Here is a 21,065-nt window from a genome sequence, read left to right on the forward strand (position 1 = left end):
TCAGCCGGCGTCGTCCAGCTGGTGGTCGGCCCAGACGTAGGTCTCCGGCAGCAGCTCGGCGACGGGCACGGCCCGCATCCGGTCGCCGTTGCCGACGATGACCCGCAGTGCCGGGAAGTAGTCGAACAGGACCTGGCGGCACCGGCCGCACGGCGGGACGACCCCGCGGTCGCGGTCGCCGACGGCGACGACGGTGTCGAGGTCGTAGGCGCCCTGGGCGGCCGCCGTGCCGATCAGGACCAGCTCCGCGCAGGGGCCGCCGGTGAAGTGGTAGGCGTTGACGGCGGTGACGATCCGGCCGTCCCGGGCGCGGGCCGCGGCGGCCATGGTGTGGTGGTCGCCCCGGCAGCGCGTGCGGGCCACCTCGGCCGCGGCCCCGACCAGTTCGTGGTCCACCGCGAGTGGCTGCGGGACGCTCATGCCGCCTGCCCCGTTCCCGCGAGCAGGTCCCGCAGCAGATCGGCGAGCTGCCCCACCCGTTCCTCGTCGAGGGCGGCGGTCAGGGCCTCCGTCTGCACGGCGAGGCCCGCGCCGACCGCCTCGTCGATCAGCCGCAGCCCCTCCTCGGTCAGCGTCACCTGGAGACCGCGCCGGTCGTGCGGGTCGGGGGAGCGGCGCAGCAGTCCGGCGCGTTCCAGCTTGTCCAGCCGGCCGGTCATACCGCCCGTGGTGAGCATGAGCGTCGCCGAGAGCTGGCGCGGCGAGAGGGTGTACGGCTCGCCGGCGCGGCGCAGGGTCGCCAGGACGTCGAACTCGCCGCGCGAGATGCCGAACCGGGCGTAGGCCTTCTCCACCCGGTCGCCCATGGTGCGCGAGAGCCGGTAGATGCGGCCGAAGACCTCCATCGCGCGGGTGTCGAGGTCGGGGCGCACGGCGGCCCACTGCTCGATGATCGCGTCGACCGGGTCCCGGGAGGCGGGGGGCTGAGGGTTCGAGGTCATGGGGCGAGTATCCGCACCGGTCGGCTCGGCCGCAAGAAAGTGGGTTCCGACTAAGTGCCTTGACTGTAAGTTGCTTAGCGCTAAGCTACTTCCTACCAAGCAACCGCAGCAGGGGGTCCACCGTGCAGAACGTGATCGACGTGCAGAACGCGCAGAAGCGGTCCGACCGCGCACCCGGTCGCTGGTCCCTGCCCGTCGCCGCCGCCGTCAACGGCGTCGGCACCGGCATGTACATCCCGTTCACGCTGGTGTTCTTCCACTACGTCACGGGCCTGTCCTTCACCGTCGTCGGCACGGTCCTCACCGTCACCGGCCTCGTGGGCCTCGCCGCACTCCCCGCCGCCGGGGCGGCCGTGGACCGGTACGGCGCCAAGCCCGTGCAGTACGTCCTCTACGGCGTCCGCGTCGCCGGCTTCGCGCTGTACCCCCTCGCCCACTCCCTGGCCGCCTTCGCCGCCGTCGCCCTGGTCACCGCGGCGGCCGACCGCGCCTTCCCCGCCGTGCAGCAGTCCCTGATCGGCGAGGTCGCGCGGGGCGCCGACCGCGACCGGCTGCAGGCCGCCACGCGCGCCCTGCAGAACGGCGGCAACGGCGCCGGCGCGCTGCTCGCCTCCCTCGTCATCGCCTTCGCCGGACCCACCGGCTACACCTGGGCCGCCTGGGGCAACGCCCTGTCCTTCGCCGTCGCCGCGCTCCTGCTGCGCCCGCTCAAGCCCCTCCGCGCCGCCGCCGCCCCGGCCCGGCGCCGCGCCGGGTACCGGCTCGTCCTCGCCGACCGGCCCTTCCTCGTCGTCACCGGCGCCAACTTCCTCAACGCGCTCAGCTACTCGGCCCTGTCGGTGCTCTTCCCGCTGTTCCTGCTGGAGTGGCTGCACGCCCCCGCGGCGCTCACCGGATCCGCGTTCACCGTCAACACCGTGCTGTGCGCGCTCGCCGGGGTGTACGTCGGCAGCCGCGTCCGGCGCGCCGGCGCCCGCCGGACCAGGCCCGCGGCCCTCGGCGGCACCCTGTTCTCCGCCGCGTTCGCCGCGCAGATCGTGCTCGGCACCGTACGCCCCGCCTCCGGTGCCGTCCTCGGCGTCGCCCTCGGTGCCGTGGTCGTCGTCTACACGCTCGGCGAGCTGATCCACAGCCCCGCCGCCGAGGTGCTCGCCGTGTCCGCGGCCCCGGAGGAGGCACGCGGCCGGTACATGGCCGCCTACCAGATCTCCTGGTCGCTGGCGAAGGCCGTGGCGCCCTCGCTGTTCACCGTCCTCTTCGCCGCGGACGGCCGGCTGCCCTGGGCCGTCCTGATCGTCACCTCCACCGTCGCCGCCGCCCTGCTCATCCGGGTCGAGCACCGCCTGCCCGCCGACGCGGTACGCCCCGTCCCGGTCACCGTCGCCCGCGGCGACGCCCCCGCCTCCACCGGCCACTCCGTCGCGGCCTGACGCCCGACAGCCACCCGAGGGACCCCGCCATGAACCGCACCGCCACCGTCCTGCTCACCGCCCTCGCCCCCGCCTCCTGGGGCACCACCTACGCCGTCACCACCGAGTTCCTGCCGCCCGACCGCCCCCTGTTCACCGCCCTGCTGCGGGCCCTGCCCGCCGGGCTGCTGCTCCTCGGCATCACCCGGGTGCTGCCCAAGGGCATCTGGTGGGGACGGGCGGCCGTGCTCGGCGCGCTGAACATCGGCGCCTTCTTCCCGCTGCTGTTCCTGTCCGCCTACCGGCTGCCCGGCGGCATGGCCGCCGTCGTCGGCTCGGCCGGACCCCTGTTCGTCGTCGGGCTCTCGGCGCTGCTGCTCGGGCAGCGGCCCACCGCACGGTCCGTCGTCACCGGGATCGTGGCCGCGTCCGGCGTCAGCCTGGTCGTGCTGAAGGCGGCCGGCGCCCTCGACGCGCTCGGCGTGGCCGCCGCCGTCGCCTCCACCGCCTCCATGTCGGCCGGCACCGTCCTGACCAAGCGGTGGGGCCGCCCCGACGGCGTCGGCCCGCTCGCCCTCACCGGCTGGCAGCTGACCGCCGGCGGCCTGCTCATCGCCCCGCTCGCCCTGCTGGTCGAGGGCGCCCCGCCCGCGCTGGACGGCCCCGCGATCGGCGGCTACCTCTACCTCGCGCTCGCCAACACCGCCGTCGGCTACTGGCTCTGGTTCCGCGGCATCGGCCGCCTCAGCGCCACCCAGGTCACCTTCCTCGGCCCGCTCTCCCCGCTGACCGCCGCCCTCGTCGGCTGGGCCGCGCTCGGCCAGAGCCTCACCCCGCTGCAACTGGCGGGCATGGCGCTGGCGTTCGGGGCGACGGTGGCGGGGCAGCTGGGCCGGCCGGGACAGCCGCCCGCGGGTGCCGCGCCCGTCAGAACGTTCAGTTTCCGCGAAAGGAATGCTCGAAAAGATTCGATGGACGTGACAGGTCCCGCGCTGCGACGGTAGGGCCCCACCCCCTCCCCGAAGGAGTTTCGTGGCCGTCGCCGCACCCCGCACCCACCTCACCCCCGTCCCGAGGGCAGCCGCCCTCGGGATCGGCTTCGCCGCCCTCGCCACCCTCGTCTGGTCCGGCAGCTTCGTCACCTCCCGGGCGCTCGGCGACAGCGTGCCCCCGGTGCAGCACGCCTTCTGGCGGTGGGTCGTCGCCCTGGCGGTCGTCGCCCCCTTCGGCGCCCGGCAGGCCTGGCGGCAGCGGCACCTGATCCGGCGCCACCTGGGCCACACCCTTCTCGCCTCCCTCCTCGGCGTCGCCGTCTACAACACCCTCGTCAACCAGGCCGGAGCGACCACCCCGGCCGCCAACATGGGCATGATCATGGCCGCGTCGCCGGTCCTGATGGCGCTGTACGAACGCGCCGCCGGAATCCGCCTCGGCGCCCGCCGCACCGCCGGACTGCTCACCGCCTGCGCGGGCGTGCTGCTGCTCGCCGGGCGCGGCGCCGGCGGACCCGCCCCCGGCGACCTGTGGATGATCGCCGCCGCCTGCTGCTTCGGCTCCTACAGCGCCCTGCTGCGCCGCCGCCCGGAAGGACTCGGCGGTACGGCCTTCCTGTTCACGACGTTCCTGCTGGGCACCGTGATGCTGCTGCCCGCCCAGGCCGTGAGCCTCGCCGTGCAGGGCGGCTTCACCCCGACGCCCGGCACGGTCCTGCCCCTGCTGTACGTCGGCGTGGTCTCCTCCGCGCTCGCCTTCTTCGCCTGGAACCGGGCGATCGCCCTCGTCGGCCCCGCCCGCGCCGGCGTCGTCTACTACCTCCAGCCCGTCTGCGTGGCCCTGCTCTCCTGGGCCCTGCTCGACGAGCCGCTGGGCTGGGCCCAGGCCGGCTGCATGGCGCTGATCCTCGGAGGGGTCGTCCTCGGCGCGGGACCCGCGCGCGCCGGAAAGTCCGCAGCCGGGCGCGCCGGAAAGTCCGGAGCCGGGCGCGCCTGAAGGCCCCGGAGCCGGGCCCCCTTACGCCGCCGCACAGCGCCCCCGACGCCGCCGTATAGGTTGCCCCCATGGCCGACCGGGACCGCTGGGACCTCCGCAAGCTGCACATCCTGCGCACCCTGCGCGAGCAGGGCACCGTCACCGCGACCGCCGAGGCGCTGCGGATGACCCCGTCGGCCGTGTCGCAGCAGCTCACCAACCTCGCCCGGCAGCTCGGCGTGCCGCTGCTGCGGGCCCGCGGCCGGCGTGTGGAACTCACCGACGCGGCCCGGCTCGTGCTGCGGCACGCCGAGGCCGTCTTCGAGCAACTGCAGCGCGCGGACGGCGAGTTGGCCGCCTACCTGCGCGGCGAGGCGGGCGAGGTGCGGGTCGGCGCGTTCTCCACGGCGGTGCCCGCCCTCGTCGTACCCGCCGTGCGCGGCCTGCGCGCGGCCCACCCCCAGGTGAGCGTGCGGGTCCGCGAGACCGAGGCGCAGGAGGCGTACGAGCTGCTGGCCGCCGGCGACGTCGACCTCGCGCTGTCCCTGGCCGCGCACGCCCCCACCACCGAGGACCGCCGCTTCCTGCTGGTGCCGCTGCTCGCCGACCCGCTGGACGTGGCCCTGTCCCGCGACCACCCGCTGGCCGCCGCGCCGGAGCTGCGGCTCGCCGACCTCGCCGCCGAACCGTGGATCTTCGGCGGCAGCGGGCCCTGGTCGGACATCACCCGGGGCGCCTGCGAGGCGGCCGGCTTCAGCCCCGTGCCCGCCCACTCGGCCGCCGGGTGGACCGCGATCCTCGCCATGGTGGAGGCCGGCATGGGCGTGGCGCTGGTGCCGCGCACCGCGGCCGGGCGCCGGGACGGCGTGGTCATGCGGGAACTGACCGCCGACCGGCCCGTGCGGCACGTCGTCGCCGCGGTGCGCAAGGGCGGCGAGGACGCGCCCGCGGTGGGGCGGGTGCTGGAGGCGCTCCGCGCGGTCGCCGCACCCGCGCACCCTTGACACACCACCCCTCACCTCGGGTGGGTCCGGGCGCGCTCTTGACCGCCCGAGCGGCCCCCGGGACGCTTGGCTGGATGCGGACATCGCGAACATCGCGGACATCGTCGTATCCCTCGGTCTCCCCGACGCACCACGCGCCGGTCTCCTCGACGCAGCACGCGCCGGTCTCCCCGGCGCCCCCGCCACCGGCCGCGCCGACCGCGGACGTCCCCGCCGCCCCGGCACCCAGGACCCCGGCCGCCCCGGCGCCGTACGCCCCGGTCGCCCCGGCCCGGCCGGCGGGCCGGGCACCCCGCGCCTCCGCCTCCCCGGCGCCGCGAGTGCCGTACCCGCCGCTCGACCTGCTGGAGGCGCGGGCCCGGGCGCTCGCCGCCGCCGCGCCCGGTGTCATACGGCTGCGGGTCGCCGGGACGAGCCGGGCCGGGCGCCCGCTGTGGCTGCTGTCCGCGGGGCACGGTGAACGGCAGCTGCTGACCGTCGCGGGCGCGCACGCCAACGAACCCGTCGGCGGCGCCTCCGCGCTCCGCCTGGCCCGTCTGCTCGCCCACCGGCCCGCGCTGCTGGACCGGCTCGACTGCACCTGGCACCTCCTGCTCTGCCTCGACCCGGACGGCGCCCGCCTCGCCCACGGCTGGCAGCCGGAGGAGCCGGCCCCCTCGCTGGAGGAATGCCATCTGCGCTGCTACCGGCCGGCGTTCGACCGGCAGCCGGAGTCACTGCCCGCGCCCGGCGACGACCGGCCGCCGCTGCCGGAGTCGGCGACACTGCTGCGGCTCCTCGACGACCTGCGGCCCGTCGTCCAGTTCACGCTGCACGGCATCGAGGTCGGCGGCGCCTTCACCATGCTGACCCGGCGCGTCCCCGGCGCCGCGTCCGCCTTCCGCGCGACCGCCGCCCGCCTCGGCGTCCCCCTCGACCACCACCCCTGCGACGGCCCCGACTGGCAGCTCGACCCGCCCGGTGTGCTGCACCTGCCCGCCGGCCGCGCCGCCGACCCCGACGACGCCGGCGAACGCGACCCCAGCGGCTACGTCGCCGGCAGCACCTGGCTGCACCCGCGCCGCCACGGCACGCTCACCGCGCTCGTCGAGGCGCCCGCCTGGGCCGTCCCCGCGGTGAGCGACGCCCGGCCCGCGGCCGACCCGCGCGGCGAGGTCGCCCGGTTGACCGGCATGCTGCTGCGGCGCACCCGGCTGCTCACCGACCTCCTCGCCGGCGCCCCCGACACCGATGTGCCCGAGGGCCTGGCCCCGCTGCGGGACGCCGCCCGGGAACTCCTCGCCATCGCCCCGGCCGTGGTCACCACCTGGACCGCCGAGGAGCACACCGGCTCCCGCGGCCACTTCGCCACCCTCGGGGTCGCCGCCCGCCGCATCCCGCTGCGCGCCGCCGCCATGATGCGCCGCGCCCTCGCCCCCACCGCCCCGCGCACCGCGGACGCGCTCGCCGGGCTGGTGCGCGAGTGGTGCGCGGAGATGACGAGGACGTACCGGCCGCTGTGGATCCCGGTGTCCGCGCAGACGGGCCTGCACGTGCGGACGATGCTCGACGTGGCGACCCGCCTGTGCACGACGCGGGACACCTGAGACCGGCGATCTGCCGGCGCACCGCACGGCACAGCTGAGGCCGGCGGTCTGTCTGCGCGCGGTACGGCACAGCTGAGGCCTGCGGTCTGCCGGCGCACGGCACGGCACAGCTGAGGCCGGCGGTCTGCCGGCGCACCGAAGGCACAGCCGACCGTGGCGGCCCGCCGCCGCACCACCGCACCGCCCGGGACGGCCGACCGGACCACGGACGCACCGCGGGCTGCCGACCGGTCCCCGGACGCACCGCGGGCGGGTGACCCGTCTGGGTCACCCGCCCGGTGTGCCGAGGCGCGCGTCGGCTACTCGGTCGCCGCCGCGTCCGCCGCCTGCGCCCGCAGCGCCCGCTCGACGCCCGCGCGGGACTCCGAGACCAGGCGGCGCAGGGCCGCGTTCGGCTCGGCCGACGCCAGCCAGGCGTCCGTGCGGTCCAGGGTGTCCTGGGACACCTGCACCGACGGGTAGAGGCCGATGGCGATCTGCTGGGCCATCTCGTGCGAGCGGGACTCCCAGATGTCCTTGACCACCTCGAAGTACCGGGCCGTGTACGGCGCGAGCAGCTCCCGCTGGTCGGTCTGCACGAAACCGCCGATCACGGCCTCCTGCACCGCGTTCGGCAGCTTGTCGGAGTCCACGACCGACGCCCACGCCTCCGCCTTGGCCTCCGGCGTCGGGCGCGCGGCGCGCGCGGTGGCGGCGTGCCGCTCACCGGCGGCGGTCCGGTCCCGCTCGTACTCGCCGGCGATCTCCGCCTCGTCGTACCGGCCGACGGCCGCGAGCCGCTGCACGAACGTCCAGCGCAGCTCGGTGTCGACGGCCAGGCCCTCGATCGTCTGCGTGCCGTCCAGCAGCCCCTCCAGCAGGTCCAGCTGCTCGGGCGTGCGGGCCGTCGCCGCGAACGCCCGCGCCCAGGCCAGCTGGTGGTCGCTGCCCGCCTCGGCGGCCCGGAGGTGGGCCAGCGTGGCGTCGGTCCAGCGGGCCAGCAGCGTCTCGCGGGCGGCCGGGTCGGCGTACAGGTCGATCGCCAGCTTCACCTGCCGGTGCAGCGACTGCACGACGCCGATGTCGGACTCCTTGCCGATGCCCGACAGCACCAGCGACAGGTAGTCGCGGGTGGCCAGCTCGGCGTCCCGGGTCATGTCCCAGGCCGACGCCCAGCACAGCGCCCGCGGCAGCGACGCCTCGAAGTCGCCGAGGTGCTCGGTGACCGTCCGCAGCGAGTCCTCGTCCAGGCGGACCTTGGCGTACGACAGGTCGTCGTCGTTGAGCAGCACCACCGCCGGCCGGCGCCGGCCCACCAGCTGCGGTACGGCGGTCAGCTCGCCGTCCACGTCCAGCTCGATCCGCTCGTCACGGACCAGCTTGCCGCTCGCCTCGTCCAGCTCGTACAGGCCCACCGCGATCCGGTGCGGGCGCAGCACCGGCTCGCCCTTGGCGCCGGCGGGCAGCGCGGGCGCCTCCTGCCGGATGCCGAAGGAGGTGACGACACCCTCGGCGTCCGTCTCGATCTCGGGGCGCAGGATGTTGATGCCGGCCGTCTCCAGCCACGCCTTCGACCAGGCCTTCAGATCGCGCCCGGAGGTCTCCTCCAGCGCGCCCAGCAGGTCGGACAGGCGCGTGTTGCCGTACGCGTGCCGCTTGAAGTAGGCCTGCACGCCGCGGAAGAACTCGTCCTCGCCGACGTACGCCACCAGCTGCTTCAGGACGGAGGCGCCCTTGGCGTACGTGATGCCGTCGAAGTTGACGAGCACGTCGTCCAGATCGCGGATGTCCGCCATGATCGGGTGGGTGGACGGCAGCTGGTCCTGCCGGTACGCCCAGGTCTTCATCGAGTTCGCGAACGTCGTCCACGAGTGCGGCCAGCGCGAGCCCGGCGCGGCGGCCTGGCAGGCGATGGACGTGTAGGTGGCGAACGACTCGTTCAGCCACAGGTCGTTCCACCACTCCATGGTGACCAGGTCGCCGAACCACATGTGGGCCAGCTCGTGCAGGATCGTCTCCGCCCGCACCTCGTACGCCGCGTCGGTCACCTTCGACCGGAAGACGTACTGGTCGCGGATGGTCACCGCGCCCGCGTTCTCCATCGCGCCCGCGTTGAACTCCGGCACGAACAGCTGGTCGTACTTCTCGAACGGGTACGCGAAGTCGAACTTCTCCTGGAACCAGTCGAAGCCCTGCCGGGTGACCTCGAAGATCGCGTCGGCGTCGAGGAACTCGGCCAGCGAGGGCCGGCAGTAGATGCCGAGCGGCACGGACTGCCCGTCCTTCTCGTACACGCTGTGCACCGAGTGGTACGGGCCGACGATCAGGGCCGTGATGTACGACGAGATCCGCGGCGTCGGCTCGAAGACCCACACGTTGTCCTGGGGCTCCGGGGTCGGCGAGTTGGACACCACGGTCCAGCCCTCGGGCGCCTTCACGGTGAACTGGAAGGTGGCCTTCAGGTCCGGCTGCTCGAAGGAGGCGAAGACCCGGCGGGCGTCCGGCACCTCGAACTGGGTGTACAGGTAGGCCTGGTTGTCGACCGGGTCGACGAACCGGTGCAGGCCCTCGCCCGTGTTGGTGTATTCGCAGTCCGCGACGACCCGCAGGATGTTGCGGCCCTCCAGCAGGCCGGGCAGGGCGATGCGGGAGTCCTGGAAGACCTCCGCCGGGTCCAGCGCGTCCCCGTTCAGGGTCACCTCGTGGACCGTGGGCGCCACCAGGTCGATGAAGGACGTGGCGCCTCCCCCACTCTCGGCTTCGCTCGAGCGGGAGGTGCCCCCACCGGCGACGTCGAAGCGCACCGTGGTCACGGACCGGTAGGTGCCGCCCTCCTGCGCGCCGGAGAGGTCGAGATCGATCTCGTACGAGTCAACGGTGAGCAGCTTCGCCCGCTGCTGCGCCTCTTCGCGAGTCAGGTTTGTGCCAGGCACGCGGTCATCTCCTCGTCATGTGTGGATTGCGCCATCCTTCCACGTGAGGTCCCGCTCGGGCGACGATCCTCCGGCGGCCACGGCCCGCGCCAGCGCCCGCACCGGCTCCGTCTCCCCGTCCCGGTGCCACACCAGGCCCAGCACCGAGTCGGGCAGCCCGTCCACGGGGACGAACACCACGTCCCGCCGCCGGTGGTAGACGGCCGTCGGCCGGCACAGCAGCATCGCCGCGCGGCCCGCGGCCACCTGCGACAGGCCCTCCTGGAGGGTCGTCACCTCGGGCCCGGGCACCGCCGACGGCGCCTGCGCGGCCCGCCAGTACGCGGGCGCGGGCGCGGCCGGCGTCACCAGCGGCACCGCCGCGACCTCCGCCGCCGACACCGCCGTACGGCCAGCGAAGGGGTGCCCGGCGCCGACCGCGACCGTCTGCCGCTGCCGGGGGAAGACCGCGCCCAGCACCAGGTCCGGCTCCTCGACCGGCAGCAGCACCGCCGCCGCGTCCACGGCACCCGAGCGCACCGCGCCGAACGGGTCGCTGTAGGGCAGCTCCACCAGGTCGGTGACGTACCCCGGATGCCGGTCCGTGAGCCGGCGGACCACCTCGGTCAGCCGGTCGTCGGCCGTCCCCTGGAAACCGAGGCGCAGCGTGCCCGCCACGCCCCGCGCCTCCGCGGCCGTCTCCGCGAGCGCCGCCGCCAGGCCGTCGTAGGCCGGACGCAGCCGCGCCAGGAACCGCTCGCCGAGCGGGGTCAGCGCGACCCGGCGGCTCGTGCGGTGCACCAGCCGGGCCCCCACCCGCCGCTCCAGCGACCGCAGCAGCTGGCTGACCCGGCTCTGCGACACGTACAGCCGCTCGCCCGCCCGCCCGAAGTGCAGCTCCTCGGCCAGTACCAGGAAGCACTCCAGTTCACGGATCTCCAGTCCCGGCACGCCCCTCGCCCCTCCCGCCCCGGCCGTCCGCCGTCGATGAGTCCTGCTCATGGAAGGTTGAGGAGATCGCCGTTGTTCCACCGGGGCGCCGGGCCGAAGGGTGAAGGGGTGTCCTCCACTCACCGTTTCGCCGGTCCCCTCTTCCTCGCCGCCGCCACCTTCTCCGTCGTCACCGGCGAGATGCTGCCGGTCGGCCTGCTCACCTCCCTCGGCGCCGGGCTCGGCGTCTCACCCGGCACCGCCGGACTCGCCGTCACCCTGCCCGGGCTGGTCGCCGCCGCGGCCTCGCTGCTGCTGCCGGTCGCCGTGCGGCGGGCCGACCGCCGCACCGTCCTCGCCGGGCTGCTGCTCCTGCTGGCCGCCGCGAACGTGCTCTGCGCGCTGGCCCCGCACCTCGCTGTCCTGCTCCTCGCCCGGGCCCTGGTCGGGGTGTGCATCGGCGGGGTGTGGGCGGTCGCGGCCGGGCTCGGACCGCGGCTGGTGCCGCCGGAGCGCGCCGCGCGGGCCACCGCCGTCGTCTTCAGCGGGATCGCCGTCGCCTCCGTGCTCGGCGTACCCGCCGGCACCTGGCTCGGCGCCCTGGCCGGCTGGCGCTGGGCCTTCGCCGCGCTCGCCGTGCTCTCCGCCGCCGTGGCGGGCGCGCTCGCCCTCGCGCTGCCGCCGCTGCCGCCCGAGGCGCCCGTACGGCTCGCCACCTTCCCGGACCTGCTGCGCACCCCGCCCGTACGGCGCGGGCTGCTGGCCGTCGCGCTGCTGGTCACCGGCCACTTCGCCGCGTACACCTACGTCCGCCCGGTGCTGGAGCGGGTGCCCGGGCTCGGTTCCGGCACGGTCAGCGCCCTGCTCCTCGCTTACGGCCTCGCCGGCGTCGCCGGCACCTTCACCGGCGGCGCCCTCGCCGCCCGCGACCCGCGGCGTGCGCTGCTCGCCATCGCCGCCGGGCTCGGCACGGTCGTCCTCGCCCTGGTCCCGGCAGGGGGCTCGCTTGCCGCGACGGCCGCCCTGCTCACCGTCTGGGGGCTGCTCTACGGCGGGGTCTCCGTCTCCGCCCAGAACCTGCTCTCGGGCGCCGCCCCGCAGGCCCGCGAGGCCGGCTCGGCCCTCTTCGCCGGCGTGTTCAACACGGCCATCGCGCTGGGCGCCCTCCTCGGCGGCCGGACGGCCGACAGCGGTGGCCCGGCCGCGGTGCTCGCCCTCGGCGGGGCGCTGGCCCTGCTCGCCGTACCGGCCGTCGCCCGCGCCCGGACACGACGTCCGAATCCCGCCGGTACCGGACGGGCGAGAGCGCGAGCCTGAGACCATGACCACCGAAACGAGCACCTACACCGCCCGTCCCATCCCGCCCGACGCCCTCGCCGAGCTGCGCGTCACCGACGACGCGGGCCGCGTCCCGTCCCCGCTCACCGACGACGAGGGCGGCGCCCCGCTGCGCTGCTGCCTGCGGCACAGCCGGGTCGGGGAGCGCATCACGCTGGTCTCGTACGCCCCGCTGCGCCGCTGGGCCGCCGAGACCGGCGCCCGGCCCGGGCCCTACGACGAACAGGGCCCCGTCTTCATCCACGCCGACGAGTGCCCGGGCCCGGAGGGTGACGGCCTCGCCTTCACCAACGCGCACCGCGTGCTGCGCCGCTACTCCGCCGACGGGCACATCCTCGGCGGCGAGCTGGTCGAGGAGGGCTTCGGCGAGCGCGAGGTGCAGAAAGCGTTCGACGACCCGGCCGTGGCACTGGTCCACGTCCGGGCCGTCGAGTACGGCTGCTTCTACTACGAGATCAGGAGGCCGTAGCCCCCCTGGCCCGTCAGCCCTTCAGCTCCGCGGCGACCAGCTCCGCGATCTGCACGGCGTTCAGCGCCGCGCCCTTGCGGAGGTTGTCGTTGGAGATGAACAGGGCGAGGCCGTTGTCCACCGTCTCGTCGCGGCGGATGCGGCCGACGTACGACGGGTCCTTGCCGGCCGCCTGCAGCGGAGTCGGGATGTCCGACAGCTCGACCCCGGGGGCGTCCTTCAGCAGCTCGGTCGCGCGCTCCGGGCTGATCGGGCGGGCGAACCGGGCGTTGACCTGGAGGGAGTGACCGGAGAAGACCGGCACGCGGACACAGGTGCCGGAGACCTTCAGACCGGGGATCTCCAGGATCTTGCGGGACTCGTTGCGCAGCTTCTGCTCCTCGTCGGTCTCGTTCAGACCGTCGTCGACGAGGTTCCCGGCGAAGGGCAGCACGTTGAAGGCGATGGTGCGCTTGTAGACGCCCGGCTCGGGGAAGTCCACGGCCTCGCCGTCGTGGGTGAGCTTGTCGGCGTCGGCGATCACCTTCTGCGCCTGGCCGTGCAGCTCGGCCACGCCCGCGAGCCCCGAACCGGACACGGCCTGGTAGGTGGCGACGACCAGCGCCTCCAGGCCGGCCTCGGCGTGCAGCGGCCGCAGGACCGGCATCGCGGCCATCGTCGTGCAGTTCGGGTTGGCGATGATGCCCTTGGGGCGGTTCGCGATCGCGTGCGGGTTGACCTCGGAGACCACCAGCGGCACCTCGGGGTCCTTGCGCCACGCCGAGGAGTTGTCGATCACGACGGCGCCCTGGGAGGCGACCTTCTCCGCCAGCGCCTTGGAGGTGGCGCCGCCCGCGGAGAACAGCACGATGTCCAGGCCGGTGTAGTCGGCGGTGGACGCGTCCTCCACCGTGACGCCGTCCAGCTCCGTGCCGGCGGAGCGGGCCGAGGCGAACAGCCGCAGCTCGTCGACCGGGAAGTTCCGCTCCTTGAGGATCCTGCGCATGACCGTGCCCACCTGACCGGTGGCTCCGACGATTCCGACCCTCACGGCGACTCCCTCTGCTTTCCCCACTTGACGGGCTTGTCCAACGAGGCTTTTCCATCATGCGGCCGACCCGGGCCCGCCTGTCCAATTCTTTGCGGCCGGTGCCCGAGGAATGGGACGCGCCGAGCCCGGCCCCGGTTCCGGAAATTTCCCCAGGACCCGTGCTGAGCTGCAGGAATTCATCCTCCGGGCGTCCCGCGCCGCAAGCTCGCCTGCCCACCGGGCCCTCGGCCACACGCGGTGTGACGTACGCCTCTCGGCCGTTGCCGGGACCCGGTGAACGTTCCGCCGGGCCGCGGCGTCGTAGGAGAAACACGGTGAGGGGGGTGGCTTGTGCTGCGCAGAAGAGCGAGGCGCGGCCCGCAGGCGTACGCCGCCGCGGCCGGCGATCCGCTGGACGCGGCGCAGGAACGCCGGGTGCGGGCGGTGCTCGCGCTCGGCGGGGTACCGCAGGCGGACCTGCCGGACGGGGTACAGCAGGTCCGTCTGCGGCTCCTGGAGCGGGCCGCGAGCGGCCGGGAGGCGCCGCGGGACGTCTCGGCGTGGGCGGCGGTCGTCGCCTCCAACCTGGCGATGGACTGGCACCGCGCCAAGCGCCGCCAGGAGCGGCTGGGGGAGCGCCTGGCCGCGCTGCGTCCGCCGGAGCACGTGCCGGGGGAGGGGGAGGACACCCGCCTGCTGTCCCTCGCCGTCGCCCAGGGCCTGGACGAGCTGCCCGACGCCCAGCGTCAGGTCCTCGTCCTGCGCTTCTACGCCGACCTGCCGGTGCGGTCCATCGCGGAGGAGCTGGGCGTGCCGGAGGGCACGGTCAAGAGCAGGCTGCACACGGCGGTCCGGGCCCTGCGGGCCCGCCTGCACGAGGACGAGGTGGTGTGACGTGACCGCCGGACACGACGACCGGGACGGCCTGGACGGCCAGGACGGCCTGGACCCCCTGCTGGCCGTGCTGATGGACGAGCCGGCGCCGCCGGGCGCCGACGCCGCGTACCTCGCCGGGCGCCGCGCGGCCGAGGCGGACGTGGCGCTGCTGCGCCGCGAGCTGACGGCCCTGGGCGACGCCCTGGCCGGACCGCCCGCCGCGCAGGACACGCCGGAGCAGCAACCGGCCCCCGTGCGGGCCGTACGCCCCGTGCGGCGCCGCCGGCTGCTGCCCGCCGCGCTCGGGCTCGCCGCGGCCGGTGCCGTGGTGACCCTGCTGGGCTGGCTGGTGGTGCAGACGGGCAACGGCACGGGAGGCGGCGACGACAGCGCCACCGGTGCCACCGCCTCGGACGCCAAGCCGGCCTTCGGGGGACGGTTCGACAACCCGGAGTACTTCGCCTGCGCCGCGCTGATCGCCGAGGGCGACGTGACGGACGTACGGCGGGTGCCGGGGGCCGCCGGGCACCGGGTCACCCTGCGCGTCACCCGGGCCTACAAGCCCGAGCGGACCGCGCCGACGGTGACCGTCACCGTCGAGGACGAGACCGCGCCCGCGCCCCGCGCCGGCGACCACGTCCTGGTGGGCCTCCAGCGCGAGGCCCTGATCGCCGACCTGTGGATCAGCGGCGAGACCGCCATCGCCCCGGAGCGGCAGACCCTCACCGACCAGCTGACGGCCGCCCAGGGCCTGCCCTGCCCGTGACGCGAAGGGCGGGCGCCCGGAACCCGGACGCCCGCCCCACAGCCGTACCCCTGGTGCTACGGGGTGACGGTGCCGATCTTCACGCTGCCGACGCCCGCGACCGTGCCGCGCGCGTTGACCAGCTGGACCTGGCCGAAGAACTCACGGCCCTCCGGCGCGGCCGCCGCGGCGGTGATGTTCGCGGACACCGAGGCGGACTCGCCCGTGCCCAGCTTCACCGGCGCCGCACCGTCGACGGTGACGGTGCCGAGCGAGGCGGAGAAGAACACGTCGCGGTAGTCGTACGCGGTGGAGCCGGCCGGGACCGCGTAGCCGGCGACCTCGATGGTGTACGTGCCGGCGGCCGGGTTGGCGACCGAGACGGCCTCCTCCGAGTCACCGTCGGCGGACTGCCCGACGACCGTGCCCGCGGCGTTCTTCACCGTCAGGTCCAGGTCGGCGGAGGCGTCCGAGACGTTGCCGATGGCGACGTCCAGGGACTTCGCGCCCTCGGGCACGACCACCGTGCTGACCTGCGTCTCGCCCTGCTTGATGGTCGGGCGGGCGTTCTTGGCGGAGCCGAGCGGGCCGCCGACCAGCTTGCCGTCGATCGCGGCGAACGCGTTGGTCACCTTCCAGGACGCGGCGACCGGCGTGCCGACCTTCGCCTCGGGCACCGTCACGGTCTCCGGGTCGAAGGCCGCGCCGAGCACGGCGACGTCCAGGGTGTACGGGTTGTCGAGCAGCGGCGAGGTGCGGCGCGCCTCGACCTCGACCTCCCACACGCCCGGCTGCGGGTCGGCGTAGGAGCGGACGTCCGGCTTGCAGCCGTTGCCGTCGAGGTAGTTGTTGTAGCAGTTCGGCGTCGACGTCGGGTCGACCGGGACGCCGTACGGGTGGATGGAGATGAACCGGGTCTGGCTCTTGTCCTTCAGCCCGCCGATCGCGACCTCCAGCGCCTTCGCGCCCTCGGGCACGGTCAGGAAGTACGACTGGCTGCTGTTGCGCTGCACGGTCGCCGACCGGGTGACGGTGTGGGCCACCGGCGTGGCGACCACGACCGTGGTCAGCACCTGCTTGTCGATGCCCTCGGTGCGCGGGTCGTCGACCTCCAGGATCGCGCTCTTGATGCCGGCCGAGCGCGGGTTCGCCTGCACCTTGACGGTGACCGGCTGGTTCAGCGGCAGCTTCACCTCGTCGTCGCCGACGATCCGGAAGGTGTCACCGGCGTTGTTCTCGAAGTGCAGCTCGTGCCGCAGCGCCTTGTCCGGGCCGGACGTACGGGTGATCGTCACGTCGTACGTCTTCTTCTGCCCGGCCTTCAGGCCGCCCTCGCGGTCGTAGAGGCCGGTGCCGAAGCCCGGCTCCTTCAGCGCGGCGTCGATCGCGGTGTCGACCGGGGCCTTGACCGTGTAGTCGTGGGCGGTGGCGCCGTCGACGATGGCGTCCCAGGCGTCCACGATGTTGATGCGGCCCGCGCCCTCCTCGTAGGCCTGGGTGCCCTTGATGTGGTCGGCGGTCGAGGTGAGCGCCGTGCGCAGCGTCGCCGGGGTGAGCGCGATGCCCTTCTGCTTGGCGGCGCTCAGCAGCAGCGCGCTGGCGCCCGCCGCCTGCGGGGAGGCCATCGAGGTGCCCTGGAGCATCGAGTAGCCGGCCGGGAGGCTGTAGCCCGCCTCGGCGACCGGGGAGCCCGGCAGCCAGGTCTGGGTGGTGTTGATCGCGGCGCCGGGCGCGGTCAGCGTCGGCGCGAAGCCGCCGTCCTCACGCGGGCCGCGCGAGGAGAACGGCATCATCGCGTACGACTTCTCCACGACCGAGCCGTAGTTGGCGGCCCAGGTCTGCTTGGAGATCGCCGCGCCGACCGAGATGACCTTGTCGGCCAGGCCGGGGTCGCCGATGGTGTTGGTGCCGGGGCCGGAGTTGCCCGCGGAGATCACCAGCTGGACGCCGTAGGTGTCGATGAGGCGCGTGTACAGCTCGGCGCGAGCGTTGTTGCCGTCGTTCAGCGCCGGCAGACCGCCGATCGACATGTTGACGATGTCGACGCCGCGGTTGGCGACCAGGTCGATCATGCCCTCGGTGAGGGCGACGTTGGTGCAGCCGCCGCTCCAGGTGCAGGCCCGGGAGGAGACGATCTTCGCGCCGGGGGCGGCGCCGTTCATCTTGCCGCCGAACAGGCCGTTGGCGGCGGTGATGCCGGCGACGTGGGTGCCGTGCTCGGACTCGATGACGCCGATGTTGACGTAGTCGGCCTTGGCGCCGGCCGCGTTGTAGACGACGTCCTTGCGGATCTCGACGACGAACGGCTGCCGCTCGACGACGTCCGTCGCCGGGTTGTCGGTGCCGAAGTACCCGACCTGGAAGCCGTCCTTGTACGGCTTCATCGCGGTGTCGTCGGTGAAGTCGTGGTTGTTGTTCAGGTCGACGCGGACCGTGCCGGCCGCCGCGTCGTACAGCACGCCCCACACGTCGGTGGTGTCGCCGTCGCGGTTGGCGTCGCCCTTGGCGTCACCGCCGGTGGTGGCGGCCTCGCTGAAGAGGTTGAAGCCGTAGTTCCCGGCGGGCGCGGTCCAGGTCTGGCCGCCCGCGGTGAAGGTGGGGCCGGCGACCTTGAGGGTCATCCGCCGCCAGGTGGCGTCGCCGTCGCTGACCGGGTCGGTCGCGGTGACCCAGTCGACGATCTTCCGCTCGCCGGTGGTGGTCTTCTGCAGCGCCGGGTGGCCGAGGTCCACGCCTGAGTCGAGGATGCCGATGGTGACGCCCCGGCCGTCCGCCTTCGGGTGCTCGGCGACGAAGTCGACGGCGCCCGTCTCGAAGGACGGGTTGTACGGGTTCTCGGCGGGCGTGTTCTTCCCCGGTGCCGGGTAGCTCGCCGTCGCGCCCTGGGCCGCCTTGGCGGTGTCCGCCGTCGGCGTCGGGTCGTCGAGCGGGATGTCCTGCTTGAGGTCGATCGCGTGGACCGAGGAGAGCTTCGCGGCGGCGGCGATGGCCGCGTCGGCCTTGCCGGTCGGGACGGTGGCCCGCACATAGCCGACCTTGTCGTAGGTGCGGCCCACGACACCGCCCTCGACGGCGTCGAGCTGCCCGGCGACCTGCTCGGTGCTGCCCGGAGCGGTCGCGATCATCATCGTGACGGTCTTGTCGCCGTCGGCCTTGGCGTCGACGAGCAGGTCGGCGTCGTCGGAACCGAGCTTGTCGGCGGCGGACTTGACGCCCGGGTCGGCCGCGGTGGGCGGGGTGTCCGCCGAGAAGGCCATGGGTATCGGGCCGGCCGCGGACAGCGCGGTCACGAGACCCGCGGCGGCGGCGATGCGCGCCACGCGTCTCGCGCCCGAGATCGGGGCGCGCTGGGGGGTGTGGGTCATCGGCATCCCTTGGAGGTAAAGGAACGTACGGACGAGCGCGCACAGCTTTACCCAAGGGATGAACCTTTGGGGAGAGTTGACCGAATCGAAATGGATGTATGGGGAAAACCCTTGGTCCTGTAAGTGCGTGGAGAGTGCTGCCGTCAGACCGCCCACGTGTGCGCTTTCGTGACTGTGAGGGGGCTTCGGCGCCTGACCCGTCGGGGTGTGGGGAGGGACGTCGGGTCGATGGGAACGGCAGTTCTTGCGTCGAATACGTGACCTTCCCGTGCGGTGGTCGTTGAGTGCGGTGACGGACGGTCTTCGGCACGGGGGTGGGGGTGACGTCGGTGCGTGGGCTGCGGGAGGTGGCGGCGCCGTTCGTGGTGCCTGGCCCCGCTGGGGTCGCGGTCAGGGACCGCCTCAAGGGCCTGACCTCCGACGACGAGAAGGTGCTCCGCCTGGTCGGTGACCACCTGGGCACGCTGGCCTCCCGCGATCTGAGGGTGCGGTGCGCGGACGGTCTGGAGCACGGCGCTGGCCGGTGGGCCGAGCGTAAGCGGGAGCTGACGGGTGAGTCGTCGTCGCGGTGGGCGGGCAGCATCACCAAGGCCACGCAGGATCAGTGGGGGTTGGCCAGGCGCGCCCAGGCCGCGCATATCCACAGCCTGGAGGCCGGGATCGGCACGATTCGGCGCCGGCTTTCGCTGCCGATCGGGGCCAGGGGGACGAAGAAGGCGGCGGGCGGCTACCGCAGCGAGCAGGAGTGGTTCGCCAAGTCGCGCCGCCTGCGGATGCTGGAAGACCGGCTGGAGCGGGCGCGGTCCGACCAGGAGGCCGGCCGGGTACGGGTAGTACGCGGCGGCAAACGGCTGCTGACCACCCGCCACCACCTTCAGCAGGCCCAACTCACCCAGCAGGAGTGGCGCCGCCGATGGGAAGCCTCCCGTCGCTTCCTACAGGCGGACGGCGAGAGCGGCAAGCGGTACGGCAATGAGACCATCCGGGTCAGCCCGGACGGACAGGTGAGCATCAAGCTTCCGGCCCCGCTCGCCCACCTCGCCAACACCGTGCACGGCCGCTACGTGCTGGCCGCCTGCGTCAGATTTGCGCACCGGGGCGAGACCTGGCGCGACCGCATCACGGCGAACCGGGCGGTGGCCTACCGCATCCACGAAGACACCGACCGGGGCCGCTGGTATCTGACCGCTTCCTGGACCATCCCCCCGGCCCGGGCCGTGCCCCTGGCCACCGCGCGGGCGAACGGCCTGATCGGCGTGGACACGAACGCCGATCACCTGGCTGCCTGGCGGCTCGATGAACACGGCAACCCGGTCGGTGCCCCGCGCCGCTTCGACTACGACCTCACGGGCACCGCCGCATACCGTGATGCACAGGTCCGCCACGCCCTCGTCCGTCTCCTGCACTGGGCCAGGCGACACCACCTGGCGATCGCCATCGAGGACCTGAACTTCACCGCCGAGACCACCCGGGAGAAACACGGCCGCCACAAACGCTTCCGCAAGTTGATCTCCAACATGCCCGTCAGCCGGCTGCGCGCCCGACTGGCGTCCATGGCCGCCGAACTCGGCATTCCCCTCGTGGCCGTCGATCCGGCCTACACCAGCCGCTGGGGCGCCAAGTACTGGCAAAAACCGCTTACCAGCAAGAACAGGAAGACCACCTGCCACGACGCAGCCGCCGTGGCGATCGGCAGGCGCGCCCTGGGGCACCCGATCCGGCGACGGACGACACCGCCCCCGCACGACCAGAGCGATCGTGCGGGGCATCGGACCGTCCAGGCCGCACCGGACACCCCAGGGCGTGAGGGACCCCGCCCCCGCACACCCGGACCATGGACACGATCCGTCGGTGCCGGACGCGGCGCGAACGCGGGCGACCAGAACACCCACCACCGTTCGGGGTGTTCGGCTGAGCATGAGTTCTGGCAACAGGACTCACTCCCGCCCAGCCTTTAGGAACGGTTTTTACCCTTCCTTCGCCCGGGCGTAGTGCCGGGACGCCTTGGCCCGGTTGCCGCAGACCGCCATCGAGCACCAGCGGCGGGTGCCGTTCCGCGAGGTGTCGAAGAAGTGCAGAATGCACGCTTCGTGCGCGCAGGAGCGGATCCGGTCCGGCGCGGTGGCCAGCAGCTGGAGGTAATCGCGGGCGGCGAGCCAGGCCGGCCCCCACGAGACGTCCTCGAACTCGGGCATCTCGCCCGGCCCTTCGGCGGTGAGCGTGGCCCGGATCCGGCCGTGCGCGAGGACGGCGTCGACGCGCGCGGCGCCCTCGGCGAAGGACCCGTCCACGGCCGTCTTCAGCGCGTCCCGCACCTCCAGGGTGTGCCGCAGGGTCGCCGCGTCGGCGGCGAACCGGTCCCGCAGCCCGTTCGCGGCCAGCCAGACCGCCAGCCCGTCGGTGTCGCGCAGCAGGTCCTGCACGGCCCCGTCCCGCATCCACCGCGTGTTGAGCAGGTCGAGCGCGAGCGGCTCACCGGTGAGGGGGCGCGGGTCCTGGGGGGTCGGGGACATGGCGGACTCCTTCCGTACTAA

At 74.1% G+C, this 21,065-nt stretch carries 17 protein-coding genes; 10 read left to right on the forward strand and 7 right to left on the reverse strand.

What is annotated here, in order from left to right; all coding sequences use genetic code 11:
* A complete protein-coding gene (locus IE308_RS21000; RefSeq protein ID WP_110628206.1) occupies positions 1-420 on the reverse strand; it encodes a cytidine/deoxycytidylate deaminase family protein in 420 nt (139 codons plus the stop codon).
* Complete coding sequence (locus tag IE308_RS21005; RefSeq protein WP_190219113.1) at positions 417-941, reverse strand: MarR family winged helix-turn-helix transcriptional regulator; 525 nt, start codon at positions 939-941, stop codon at positions 417-419. The genes IE308_RS21000 and IE308_RS21005 overlap by 4 nt, the downstream gene beginning before the upstream one ends.
* Positions 942-1,063: 122 nt before the next feature.
* Here IE308_RS21005 and IE308_RS21010 point away from each other — a divergent pair, with 122 nt between their 5' ends.
* The 5 genes from IE308_RS21010 (at position 1,064) to IE308_RS21030 (ending at position 6,908) form a co-directional block, all read left to right on the forward strand.
* A complete protein-coding gene (locus tag IE308_RS21010) occupies positions 1,064-2,371 on the forward strand; it encodes an MFS transporter (RefSeq protein WP_229908980.1) in 1,308 nt (435 codons plus the stop codon).
* A gap of 29 nt (positions 2,372-2,400) precedes the next feature.
* The gene (locus IE308_RS21015; protein WP_110628204.1) at positions 2,401-3,354 is read left to right on the forward strand and encodes an EamA family transporter; all 954 of its coding nucleotides are present in this window, start codon (positions 2,401-2,403) and stop codon (positions 3,352-3,354) included.
* A 28-nt stretch (positions 3,355-3,382) separates the two neighbouring features.
* The gene (locus IE308_RS21020; protein WP_190219114.1) at positions 3,383-4,339 is read left to right on the forward strand and encodes a DMT family transporter; all 957 of its coding nucleotides are present in this window, start codon (positions 3,383-3,385) and stop codon (positions 4,337-4,339) included.
* Between the two features lie 68 nt (positions 4,340-4,407).
* Complete coding sequence (locus IE308_RS21025; protein WP_190219115.1) at positions 4,408-5,322, forward strand: LysR family transcriptional regulator; 915 nt, start codon at positions 4,408-4,410, stop codon at positions 5,320-5,322.
* A gap of 74 nt (positions 5,323-5,396) precedes the next feature.
* Positions 5,397-6,908, forward strand: coding sequence for a M14 family zinc carboxypeptidase (locus IE308_RS21030; protein WP_190219116.1), 1,512 nt, complete (start codon positions 5,397-5,399; stop codon positions 6,906-6,908).
* A gap of 299 nt (positions 6,909-7,207) precedes the next feature.
* Here IE308_RS21030 and pepN read toward each other — a convergent pair whose 3' ends face one another.
* Complete coding sequence (pepN, locus tag IE308_RS21035) at positions 7,208-9,820, reverse strand: aminopeptidase N (RefSeq protein WP_190219117.1); 2,613 nt, start codon at positions 9,818-9,820, stop codon at positions 7,208-7,210.
* A gap of 15 nt (positions 9,821-9,835) precedes the next feature.
* Entirely contained in the window at positions 9,836-10,750 is a 915-nt protein-coding gene (locus IE308_RS21040) for a LysR family transcriptional regulator (protein WP_190219118.1), read from the reverse strand.
* A 108-nt stretch (positions 10,751-10,858) separates the two neighbouring features.
* Here IE308_RS21040 and IE308_RS21045 point away from each other — a divergent pair, with 108 nt between their 5' ends.
* The gene (locus tag IE308_RS21045) at positions 10,859-12,046 is read left to right on the forward strand and encodes an MFS transporter (protein WP_229908981.1); all 1,188 of its coding nucleotides are present in this window, start codon (positions 10,859-10,861) and stop codon (positions 12,044-12,046) included.
* Positions 12,047-12,050: 4 nt separating this feature from the next.
* Positions 12,051-12,536: a DUF1203 domain-containing protein gene (locus IE308_RS21050; RefSeq protein ID WP_190219120.1), complete on the forward strand. Its 486-nt coding sequence runs from the start codon at positions 12,051-12,053 to the stop codon at positions 12,534-12,536.
* Positions 12,537-12,549: 13 nt separating this feature from the next.
* Here IE308_RS21050 and IE308_RS21055 read toward each other — a convergent pair whose 3' ends face one another.
* Positions 12,550-13,566 (reverse strand): aspartate-semialdehyde dehydrogenase, encoded by a 1,017-nt coding sequence (locus tag IE308_RS21055; protein WP_110628196.1) that lies wholly within the window; start codon positions 13,564-13,566, stop codon positions 12,550-12,552.
* A gap of 330 nt (positions 13,567-13,896) precedes the next feature.
* Between IE308_RS21055 and IE308_RS21060 the strand changes: the two genes are divergently transcribed.
* Positions 13,897-14,439 (forward strand): sigma-70 family RNA polymerase sigma factor, encoded by a 543-nt coding sequence (locus IE308_RS21060; protein ID WP_110628195.1) that lies wholly within the window; start codon positions 13,897-13,899, stop codon positions 14,437-14,439.
* Position 14,440: 1 nt separating this feature from the next.
* Positions 14,441-15,187 (forward strand): hypothetical protein, encoded by a 747-nt coding sequence (locus tag IE308_RS21065; protein WP_190219121.1) that lies wholly within the window; start codon positions 14,441-14,443, stop codon positions 15,185-15,187.
* A 56-nt stretch (positions 15,188-15,243) separates the two neighbouring features.
* Here the strand turns inward: IE308_RS21065 and IE308_RS21070 are convergent, their stop codons facing one another.
* Positions 15,244-18,531 carry a S8 family serine peptidase gene (locus IE308_RS21070; protein WP_190219122.1) on the reverse strand — a complete coding sequence of 1,096 codons (3,288 nt, stop codon included), beginning with the start codon at positions 18,529-18,531 and terminating at the stop codon, positions 15,244-15,246.
* A gap of 329 nt (positions 18,532-18,860) precedes the next feature.
* Here IE308_RS21070 and IE308_RS21075 point away from each other — a divergent pair, with 329 nt between their 5' ends.
* On the forward strand, positions 18,861-20,489 hold the full coding sequence (locus IE308_RS21075) for an IS200/IS605 family accessory protein TnpB-related protein (protein ID WP_190219392.1): 1,629 nt from the start codon (positions 18,861-18,863) through the stop codon (positions 20,487-20,489).
* Positions 20,490-20,498: 9 nt separating this feature from the next.
* Here IE308_RS21075 and IE308_RS21080 read toward each other — a convergent pair whose 3' ends face one another.
* Positions 20,499-21,044, reverse strand: a complete 546-nt coding sequence (locus IE308_RS21080) for a CGNR zinc finger domain-containing protein (RefSeq protein ID WP_190219123.1) — start codon at positions 21,042-21,044, stop codon at positions 20,499-20,501.
* Between the last annotated feature and the right edge of the window lie 21 nt (positions 21,045-21,065).

It is taken from the genome of Streptomyces griseosporeus (genome assembly GCF_014656055.1).
GTDB classification, from domain to species: domain Bacteria; phylum Actinomycetota; class Actinomycetes; order Streptomycetales; family Streptomycetaceae; genus Streptomyces; species Streptomyces griseosporeus.

Excerpts from the sequence above, each read along its gene's own strand:
- IE308_RS21000 (WP_110628206.1), bottom strand. The coding sequence starts at position 420 with ATGAGCGTCCCGCAGCCACTCGCGGTGGACCACGAACTGGTCGGGGCC.
- IE308_RS21005 (WP_190219113.1), bottom strand. The coding sequence starts at position 941 with ATGACCTCGAACCCTCAGCCCCCCGCCTCCCGGGACCCGGTCGACGCG.
- IE308_RS21015 (WP_110628204.1), top strand. The coding sequence starts at position 2,401 with ATGAACCGCACCGCCACCGTCCTGCTCACCGCCCTCGCCCCCGCCTCC.
- IE308_RS21025 (WP_190219115.1), top strand. The coding sequence starts at position 4,408 with ATGGCCGACCGGGACCGCTGGGACCTCCGCAAGCTGCACATCCTGCGC.
- IE308_RS21030 (WP_190219116.1), top strand. The coding sequence starts at position 5,397 with ATGCGGACATCGCGAACATCGCGGACATCGTCGTATCCCTCGGTCTCC.
- IE308_RS21050 (WP_190219120.1), top strand. The coding sequence starts at position 12,051 with ATGACCACCGAAACGAGCACCTACACCGCCCGTCCCATCCCGCCCGAC.
- IE308_RS21070 (WP_190219122.1), bottom strand. The coding sequence starts at position 18,531 with ATGACCCACACCCCCCAGCGCGCCCCGATCTCGGGCGCGAGACGCGTG.
- IE308_RS21080 (WP_190219123.1), bottom strand. The coding sequence starts at position 21,044 with ATGTCCCCGACCCCCCAGGACCCGCGCCCCCTCACCGGTGAGCCGCTC.